The organism is Actinomadura rubrisoli (genome assembly GCF_004349215.1).
GTDB lineage: Bacteria > Actinomycetota > Actinomycetes > Streptosporangiales > Streptosporangiaceae > Spirillospora > Spirillospora rubrisoli.
The window spans coordinates 1-8,988 of record NZ_SMKU01000371.1 but is presented as its reverse complement, the minus strand read 5'-3'; the positions used below and the strand labels follow the sequence as shown (position 1 = coordinate 8,988).

At 71.1% G+C, this 8,988-nt stretch carries 7 protein-coding genes and 1 pseudogene; 3 read left to right on the top strand and 5 right to left on the bottom strand.

The annotated features are described in order from the left end of the window. A pseudogene (locus E1298_RS48800) lies at positions 1–337 on the top strand (alkaline phosphatase D family protein); the annotation flags it as partial. Between the two features lie 199 nt (positions 338–536). Here E1298_RS48800 and E1298_RS39830 read toward each other — a convergent pair. Continuing rightward, positions 537–1,628 (bottom strand): ATP-dependent DNA ligase, encoded by a 1,092-nt coding sequence (locus tag E1298_RS39830; RefSeq protein ID WP_131902568.1) that lies wholly within the window; start codon positions 1,626–1,628, stop codon positions 537–539. Between the two features lie 97 nt (positions 1,629–1,725). Between E1298_RS39830 and E1298_RS39825 the strand changes: the two genes are divergently transcribed. Beyond that, positions 1,726–2,439, top strand: a complete 714-nt coding sequence (locus E1298_RS39825) for a dihydrofolate reductase family protein (protein ID WP_131902567.1) — start codon at positions 1,726–1,728, stop codon at positions 2,437–2,439. Here E1298_RS39825 and E1298_RS39820 read toward each other — a convergent pair. Continuing rightward, entirely contained in the window at positions 2,418–3,140 is a 723-nt protein-coding gene (locus E1298_RS39820; RefSeq protein WP_131902566.1) for a pyrimidine reductase family protein, read from the bottom strand. The genes E1298_RS39825 and E1298_RS39820 overlap by 22 nt on opposite strands. A gap of 161 nt (positions 3,141–3,301) precedes the next feature. Here E1298_RS39820 and E1298_RS39815 point away from each other — a divergent pair, with 161 nt between their 5' ends. Continuing rightward, the gene (locus E1298_RS39815) at positions 3,302–3,700 is read left to right on the top strand and encodes a hypothetical protein (protein ID WP_131902565.1); all 399 of its coding nucleotides are present in this window, start codon (positions 3,302–3,304) and stop codon (positions 3,698–3,700) included. Between the two features lie 4 nt (positions 3,701–3,704). Here the strand turns inward: E1298_RS39815 and glgX are convergent, their stop codons facing one another. The 3 genes from glgX to E1298_RS39800 form a co-directional block, all read right to left on the bottom strand. Continuing rightward, positions 3,705–5,798: a glycogen debranching protein GlgX gene (gene glgX, locus E1298_RS39810; protein WP_131902564.1), complete on the bottom strand. Its 2,094-nt coding sequence runs from the start codon at positions 5,796–5,798 to the stop codon at positions 3,705–3,707. 115 nt (positions 5,799–5,913) lie between these two features. Next, the gene (locus E1298_RS39805) at positions 5,914–8,244 is read right to left on the bottom strand and encodes an N-6 DNA methylase (protein WP_131902563.1); all 2,331 of its coding nucleotides are present in this window, start codon (positions 8,242–8,244) and stop codon (positions 5,914–5,916) included. A gap of 41 nt (positions 8,245–8,285) precedes the next feature. Beyond that, positions 8,286–8,988 (bottom strand): hypothetical protein (locus E1298_RS39800; protein ID WP_341770691.1); only part of this gene is annotated, 703 nt, incomplete at its 5' end.

Sequence of the window (8,988 nt, the reverse complement as noted above, 5' to 3'; positions counted from 1 at the left end):
GGTGTGCACCTCCGTCACCAGCGGCGGCGACGGCAGGGACTCCAACCCGTCCGACCAGCCCTACCTCAAGATCAACCCGCACCTGCGCTTCTACAACAACCAGCGCGGCTACGTCATGACGCGCATCGGCAAGGAGGAGATGCGGGCCGACTTCAAGACGCTTTCGACGGTGCGCACGCAGGGCGCCGCGTCCTCCACCAAGGCCACGTTCGTGATCGAGGACCGGGTGCCCGGCCTCAAGCAGACCTACCTGCGGCCCTACGCCGCGCCGAAGGGCGCGATGCCGTCGGACGAGGCCCTGATCGAGCAGACGATCCGCAACGAGACCCAGCCCTGACCCCGTCCTGACCCCCGCCGCGACGGCCCCAGCCGCGTGACGACCCCCGCCGCGCGACGGCGCTCGGCATACGACGGCCGGGTCGCGTCCCCCTCTGCGGGGGTGCGGCCCGGCCGCCCGCGATCCGGTGCCGGACGCGGCTCGGCACCGGATCGGCTCGCCACCGGCCCCGCGCGGACGGGCGGGGCCGGACGCGGGGTCAGCGGTCGGCGCGGGGGCTCTTCGCCGAACCGCTGAAGATGTCGTCCAGGTCGTAGGCGATGGGGACCTCCAGTTGCTCGTAGGTGCACGACGCGGGCGTCCGGTCGGGCCGCCAGTTCCGGAACCGGGCGGTATGCCGGAACCGGTCGCCCTCCATCGCCTCGTACGCCACCTCGACGACCAGGTCGGGCCGCAGCGCCACCCAGGACAGGTCCTTCTTGCCGGTCCAGCGGGAGATCGCCCCGGGCATGCGGTCGACGGTCGCCTCCGTCTGCCGCGCCCACTCCGCCCACGGGTGGCCGTCGTAGCTGTCCATCCGGTACGGCTGGAGCTCGTCCACCAGCTCGGCGCGGCGCTCCATGCTGAACGACGCCGCGACGCCCACATGCTGGAGATGGCCCTCGGAGTTGTAGAGCCCGAGCAGCAGCGACCCGACGATCGGGCCCGACTTGTGCCACCGGAAGCCCGCCACGACGCAGTCGGCGGTGCGCTCGTGCTTGACCTTGAACAGCACCCGCTTGTCGGGCTGGTAGACGGTGTCGCGCGGCTTGGCGATGACGCCGTCCAGCCCGGCGCCCTCGAACTCCTCGAACCAGCGCAGCGCCACGTCGTAGGAGTCGGACGCGGGCGTCACGTGGACCGGCGCCCGCACCCCCGCCAGGGTGTCGACGAGCCGCTGCCGCCGCTCGCCGAGCGGCACCTCCATCAGCGACTCGTCGCCGATCGCCAGCAGGTCGAACGCCACGAACGAGGCGGGCGTCTGCTCCGACAGCAAGGTGATCCGCGACGCCGCCGGGTGGATGCGCTGCTGGAGCATGTCGAAGTCGAGGCGGGTGCCCTTGCGGACCACGATCTCGCCGTCGACCACGCACCGCTCGGGCAGCTCGCGCTTCACCGCCTCGACCAGCTCGGGAAAGTAGCGGGTGAGCGGCTTCTCGCCGCGGCTGGACAGCTCCACCTCGTCGCCGTCGCGGAACACGACGCAGCGGAAGCCGTCCCACTTGGGCTCGTAGAGCACATCGCCCTTGGGCATGGTCTTGACCGCCTTGGCCAGCATCGGCGACAGCGGCAGACTGATCGGCAGGTCCATCCCCCCATTTTGCGCCCCGCCTCCGACAAAGGGACATGCCGGGGGACCGGAAACGGACATCGAGAAAACCGGAGTAACCTGAGTGAGCATGCCGTCCATGCGCCGCTTGCTGCCCGAGCCCGCCGGTGGCGGTGCCCCCGGCGTGGACCCGTACGACGCCTACGCCGACGCGCCCGGCCTGCGGATCGGCATGGTCATGAGCGCGGACGGCTCCGCCACCGACGCCGACGGCTGGACGGACGGCCTGGGCGGCGACGCCGACTTCCGGGTGTTCCGGACACTGCGCGCGCTGGCGGACGCGATCCTCGTCGGCGCCGGGACCGTCCGGACGGGCCGGCTGGGCCCCGCCCGCCTCCGCGCCGACCTGCGCGCGCGCCGGGGCCGCCCGCCCGCGCCCATCGTCGTGGTGAGCCGGTCCCTTGAGCTCGACTGGACGCTGCCGCTGTTCACCGAGGCCGAGACCCCGACGATCGTCGTCACGTCAGAGCGCGCGCGGGGGAGGGCACCGTCCGGCGTCGAGGTGGTCGCCGCGGGCGAGGACGACGTCGACCTGCCCGCCGCGATCCGGGCGCTGCGCGAGGACCTCGGCCACGAGCACCTGCTGTGCGAGGGCGGCCCCGTCCTCGCCGCCGCCCTGGTCCGCGCGTCCCTGGCCGACGAGCTGTGCCTCAACATCGCCCCGGCCCTGCTCGGCGGCCGGGGGCGCACCCGCCTGCTCGGGGACCTCGACGCCGAGGTGCCCTTGGAACCCGCCGCCCTCTACCTGGACGAGGGCGTCCTGTTCGTCCGCTACCGGCTGCGGCGGGTGTAGCGCAGGAAGAGGAAGTCGCCGTCCCGCAGGGCGTGGGCGAGCGTCATCTCGGCCGGGACGGGCACCGGCGGGCCGTTCAGGATCCGCGTCGGATGCCCCGCCAGCAGCAGCGGGCTCAGCGTGAGGCACAGCTCGTCCAGCAGGCCGTCCGCCACGAGCTGCGCCAGCAGCATCGGGCCGCCCTCGCACAGCAGCCGCCGGTGGCCGCGCGCCCGCAGCTCCCGGAGGGCGGCGGGGAAGTCGAGCGTGTCCTGCCCGGCGACGATGACGTCCGCGCGCTCCCGGGCCGCCCGCAGCCGCACGGGGTCGGCGGTCGCGGTGGCCAGCACGATCGTCCGGGACGCGGCCTCGGTGAACACCGGCGCGTCGAAGTCCAGGTCGAGGGTGCGCGAGGCGATCGCCAGCGGCGGGACGGGCGGGCGGCCGTCCCGCGTCCCCGCCACGAGCTCCTCCGGGCGGACGGGCCCGTAGCCCTCCGCCCGCACCGTCCCGGCGCCGACGATGACCACGTCCGCGAGCCCGCGCAGCAGCGCGAACAGGTGCCGGTCGGAGGCGTTGCCGAGCCCTCCGCTGCGCTCGTCGAGCTGGGCCGCCCCGTCCAGGCTGGCGACCATGTTCGCGCGGAGCCAGGCGCCGTCCGGGGGATAGGCGTAGCGCTCGGCGAGGTCGGCCGGACCGGCGGTGGGCGTCAGGTTCCGCATAGGGACCACAAGCTACTGCACGTGCCCGCCGGGGTCCGTCCAGGCGTGCCTGACCGCCTTGATAACAGCCTGTACAGCAATCTGTACGAATCAGTCATGGTCGCGGGCCCGAGGCGCGACACTGGCCTCAGGGGACGAGGACTGCGCGGAAGGGAGCGGGGGTGGGGTTCGCTGCGCTGGTCGCGTGGGTTCTCGCCGCGATCGCGGGAGGCTATCTGCTGATCATCTGGATGACGAACGGCGGGCCGGCGACGAAGGTGACGCGGTTCCCGCTCCTGATCGTCGTGGGGCATCCCCTGACCGCCCTGCTCGGGCTGGCCGTCTGGATCGCCTACCTCGCCACCGGCTCCGCCGGGTGCGCCTGGAGCGCGTTCGCCGCCCTGCTGGTGGTCATCCTCCAGGGGTTCATGCTGCTGACCCGCTGGCTCGTCGGACGGGGCGGACGGCACGCGCGCGGCGCCGAGCAGGCGTTCCCGGCCGCCGCGGTGGCCGTGCACGGCCTGGTCGCCGTCACCACGTTCGTGCTGGTCTTGCTGACCGCCATCGAGATCGGCCGCTGACCGTTCAGGGGGTGCGCCGCAGGACGGCCAGGGAGCGGTCGCGGACGCGGATCCCGTCGCGCGCCTTCACGCGCGGCCGCTCGCCGGCCGCGTCCGGCTCGGCGGTGTCGAGCACGAACTCCCAGCGCTCCCCGTAGTCGCCGCCGGGCAGCGTGAACTCCACCGCCTCCGAGCCCGCGTTGATCAGCAGCAGGAACGAGTCGTCGCGGACGCGGCGGCCGCGCGGGTCGGGCTCGGTGATGGCGTCGCCGTTGAGGAACACCCCGAGCGACTTGGCGAACCCCACGTTCCAGTCGTGGTCGGTCATGCTGTCGCCGGCCGGGGTGAGCCACGCGATGTCGGCGGCCGCGCCGGTGCCCGTCCCGGTGAAGAACCGCCGCCGCCGGAACACCGGGTGGTCGTGCCGCAGCCGCGACAGCAGCCGGACGAACTCGACGTCGCCGGAGTCCTCCCAGTGCACCCAGGCGATCTCGTTGTCCTGGCAGTAGGCGTTGTTGTTGCCGCGCTGGGTGCGGCCTAGTTCGTCGCCGTGCGAGAGCATCGGCACGCCCTGCGACAGGAACAGCGTCGCCAGGAAGTTGCGGCGCTGCCGGGCCCGCAGCTCCAGGACGGCCGCGTCGCGGGTCGCGCCCTCGTAGCCGCAGTTCCACGACCGGTTGTCGTCGGTCCCGTCCCGGTTGGCCTCGCCGTTGGCGTCGTTGTGCTTGGAGTTGTACGACACCAGGTCGTTCAGCGTGAACCCGTCGTGGCACGTCACGAAGTTGATGGACGCGAACGGCCGCCGCGCGCTGTGCTCGTACAGGTCGGACGAGCCGGTCAGCCGGGACGCGAACTCCGGCATCGTCGCGTACGAGCCGCGCCAGAAGTCGCGGACCGTGTCGCGGTACTTGCCGTTCCACTCCGTCCACAGCGGGGGGAAGTTGCCGACCTGGTAGCCGCCCTCGCCCACGTCCCACGGCTCGGCGATCAGCTTCACCTGCGAGACCACCGGGTCCTGCTGGACGAGGTCGAAGAACGCGGCCAGCCGGTCGACGTCGTGCAGCTCCCGCGCCAGCGCCGAGGCGAGGTCGAACCGGAACCCGTCGACGTGCATCTCCAGGATCCAGTAGCGCAGCGAGTCCATGATGAGCTGCAGCGAGTGCGGGTTGCGGACGTTCAGGGAGTTGCCGCAGCCGGTGTAGTCGATCTGGTAGCGCTTGTCGTCGTCGCGCAGCCGGTAGTAGGACGCGTTGTCGATGCCCCGGAACGACAGCGTCGGCCCCAGGTGGTCGCCCTCGGCGGTGTGGTTGTAGACCACGTCCAGGATGACCTCGATGCCCGCCGCGTGCAGGGCCCGCACCATCGCCTTGAACTCCAGCACCTGCTCCCCGTACTGCCCGGAGGAGCTGTAGGAGTTGTGCGGCGCGAAGAAGCCGATCGTGTTGTAGCCCCAGTAGTTGTCGAGGCCCCGCGCGACCAGCGCGTGCTCGGGCACCGACTGGTGCACCGGCATCAGCTCCACGGCCGTCACGCCGAGGTCGAGCAGGTGGTCGATCATCACCGGGTGCCCGAGCCCCGCGTAGGTGCCGCGCTGCTCCTCCGGGATGCCGGGGTGCAGCCTCGTCAGCCCCTTGACGTGCGCCTCGTAGATGACGCTCTCGTGGTAGGGCACGCGCGGCGGACGGTCGTCGCCCCAGTCGAAGAACGGGTTGACCACCACGTTCTTCGGCATGAAGGGGGCGCTGTCGTCCTCGTTCGGCGCGTCGGGGTCGGCGAACCGGTAGGAGAACAGCGACTCGTGCCAGCGCACCTCGCCCTCCACGGCCTTGCCGTAGGGGTCCAGCAGCAGCTTCGCCGGGTTGCAGCGGTGCCCCTCGCGCGGGCTGAACGGCCCGTGCACGCGGTACCCGTACCGCTGGCCCGGCCCGACGCCCGGCAGGTAGCCGTGCCAGACGAACCCGTCCACCTCGGGCAGCTCGCGCCGGACCTCGTGCCCGTCGGCGTCGAACAGGCACAGCTCGACCCGCCGGGCGACCTCCGAGAACAGCGCGAAATTCGTGCCGGTGCCGTCCCAGGTGGCGCCCAGCGGGTACGGATCCCCGGGCCAGACCTCCCGCATGTGCTCCTCACCCCTCGGCCGAGTCGTCCCGCCTGCCGGCGGCGCGACACCCTCGCTCGCCGCCTGCCCGCTCCTGTGCTCTACCCGCTCCCCCCTCGTCTGGCACGGGCTGATATCAGGGTGTCACATCGTGCTCTGCCTTGATGTCGACCAGGAGCGTGTGGAGTGCGCTCGCATGCATCCCCTGCGTCGTCCGGGCGATCTCGGTGTGGACGGCGGCCTTCTCGTCCAGCGCGTCGAGCAGGGCGACGATCTCCTCCTGCTCTGCCTTGGGCGGCACCATGACCGGAAGTTCCCGGAGCCGCCGGACATTGATCGTGGGCAGCACCGAGGATGTGGCGGATCGCAGGACCCATTCGACGGCCCGAGGATGCGCGAGGTAGTGCAGAAGGTAGCTCGGCAGGATGCCGCCGCCGGGACGAAGGAGCAGGCAGCCACGCCCGAGAAGCCAGCCGGCCTGCGCCTCCTCCACAAGAGCCGTGCGGCTGACCACTCCGGTGCGCACGCTCACGATGTCGCCGGGCCTCACCCGGTATTGGGAAGCCGACTTGGCGAACGCGGCCGGGGCGTGACCCAGGTCGTCGGATCGGATCCGGCGATCCCTGATCTGCCTGGCGGTGATCACGGGAACGCCCGTCGTGTCGTCCGTGGACGGGACGCCTGCCGGCCCGATCTGGACCTTGCACAGTTCCTCAAGTCGTGCCCGCCGCCAACCACCGGGCGGCGAGCCGCTCGGGCGGCGAGCCGCTCGGGCGGCGAGCAGTTCTTCCACTTGCGCGGTCACGTCGGCGTCGATACGTCGGCTGCGCTCCGTCAGATCGGTGAGGCGCACGGCCGAGCGTGCCAGCTGCTCGACGGCGGCTCGGTGATCCAGCCGTGCCTTGTCCGGAGCGAGCAGTTCAAGCGGGTTCAGGGAGTAGTCGGCGGCACGGAGTTCTTCCACCGTGAACCAACGCGCCGGCACGGTCGCATCCTCGGTCGGTCCGCCTGCTCTCGACCTCCGGTACGTATCGGCGATTTGATCAAGGGACTGCTCGCCGACATGGTGAGCATCGATGAGCAGCACGTTATCGCCGGGCGACCGGTCCTTCCGGAGCACCCACACGGTGACTGCGATCCCTGTATTGCGGAACAGACCGGGAGGAAGTGCCATCACACACTCCACCAGCCCGTCCTCGATCATTCCCGCGCGGATCCTCCGCTCGGCGACGCGGGTCGAGAAGGTGCTGTTGGGCGGCATCACCACGACGGCGCGCCCGCTGTCGCGAAGCAGAGAGGCGATGTGCTGGAGCCAGGCGAAGTTCGCGTTGCTCGCGGGTGGCACCCCGTAGGTCCAGCGAGGGTCGTCCTCGCTGACCCGGTCGGTCCAGTGTTTCGTGCCGAACGGGGGGTTGGTGATGATCAGGTCGAAGGTGTCCCCGGTGCTGGAAGCGCCGCGAAGCTTCTCGGCGGCGTCCGTGGTCACGTGGGGCGGGATGCCGTGTAGTGCCAGATTGATGCCTGCTAGGAGCCCCGGCCTCGGTGACAGGGCCCGTCCGCTCACGGACGGGGAAGGATCGTCGCGCAGCAGCGCCGCCGCCCCTGCCAGCATGCCCCCCGTTCCGCAGCAGGGATCATGCAGCCTGTCCCCGGCGTTCGGCGCGGCGGTGGCGGCTACAAGGCCGACCACTGAGCGGGGGGTGTAGAACTCGCCGCCCCTGTACCCTTCCGAGATCGCGATCTGTTCCAGCATCTCCTCGTAGACGCGCACGGCGAAGTCGGCGGGTGGCCGGGCCTTGTCCGTGACGCGCGGGTCGTCCCAGGCGTCGAGGAGTTCGATCACCGGCAGCTCCGGAACGGCCGGCCCGTCGGGGCTCGGCAGGCGTGGGAAGCCGGACAGCAGAGCCGCCAGTTCGGGCCGCTCGGACGCGTGCCGGTCCAGCGCCGTCCGAAGATGCGTGGAGAGCGGGACCTCGGCATGAGCACGAGCGAGTGCCACGAACCGGGACCAGTTCGGTTGATCCGAAGCCCGCAGGTAGATCATGATCAGGAACAGGTCGGCGTAAGCGGAGGGATCGCCGATGCCCCGCAGCCGGTGCAGGCGATCCAGCAGGAGCCCGGCAAAGCGGTGAGCCCGCCGGTTCCAGTCCTCGTTCTCCCCATCGGGCCGATCGCCTTCGGCGCCGGCCTCTCGGACATCCGGGTCGCCGAAGGGAAGGCGCGGCGATCTGCCGGCGGCCTCATTCTCGAAGGTTCGGCGGAACCGGTCTCCGAACGTGATGCCGGGGTCTTCCCCCGGGCGCCGCGCTCTTGACGAGATCCGACGGAGATCGAGCCACCGGGCCACCTCCCCGGCGTCGAACAGTTGCTCCGCGGAGTCTTGCGCGCCAGGGAAGTCCGCATGCCTGCGGCGCCAGTTCGTCACCGCGGGGCGCTGAACACCCGCGCGCCGGGCGATCTCCGACATGGACACAAGCGTCCCTGGAGCGATCAAGCGGTCGTCACCTCCTAGAAGCTGCAGGCGTGGTCGCCCGCGCAGACCTCGTGCCTGCGGGCGAGGACGGACGGAACACGGTCGAGCGAGCGCGCCTCGACGGCGAGTTCGGGGCGGATGTACTCCATCAACCGGTAGACCGTCAGGTGGTCGGTGCGCAGGTCGCGGTGGTGAACGGGTTCATAGTGCATGACCCTGTTGCGGAGGAGCACCATGGACAGGAACTCTTTGTAGAGGATGTCACGGCGTCCGGAATAGCCGGTGAAGGCGCGGTGCAGAGTCGGCACCCAGAAGGCTCGGTCGTTCGTACGGCTCAGAAGGCCGACCCAGAAGCCGAAGGTCAGTTCAGCGACCACATCGTCGGGGACGAGGGGGCGCCGGCGCCCGCGCCGGAGATTCTTGCGCGCGTTCGTCTGCGCCCGCTCCACCTTGAATCGTCCGTCCGGCGTGAGCGGTGCCGACTCCCACCAGTCGGCACGGTCGTATGCGGTCTGCAGGCGTTCGTTCAGCGCGTTTCGTAGCGCCACCTCCAGGCAGTGAAGCGGGCCGTAGAGTGCCGCGGACACCTCGACGTTCCACCAGTAGAGCCGCAACGCTCTCTCCATGTCTCCGCTGGCAGCGAGGCGATACGGGGTGAAGCGCGCCTGCGAAAGTGCCTGGTGGAGCCAAACGGGGGGGTGGCTGCTCACGACTTCCCCTTCGCGCAGGGTGGGGGCG

Bases quoted from the DNA above. Each gene is read 5' to 3' on its own strand.
- E1298_RS39830 (WP_131902568.1), bottom strand. From the start codon at position 1,628: ATGGACCTGCCGATCAGTCTGCCGCTGTCGCCGATGCTGGCCAAGGCG.
- E1298_RS39825 (WP_131902567.1), top strand. From the start codon at position 1,726: ATGCGCCGCTTGCTGCCCGAGCCCGCCGGTGGCGGTGCCCCCGGCGTG.
- E1298_RS39820 (WP_131902566.1), bottom strand. From the start codon at position 3,140: ATGCGGAACCTGACGCCCACCGCCGGTCCGGCCGACCTCGCCGAGCGC.
- glgX (WP_131902564.1), bottom strand. From the start codon at position 5,798: ATGCGGGAGGTCTGGCCCGGGGATCCGTACCCGCTGGGCGCCACCTGG.
- E1298_RS39805 (WP_131902563.1), bottom strand. From the start codon at position 8,244: ATGTCGGAGATCGCCCGGCGCGCGGGTGTTCAGCGCCCCGCGGTGACG.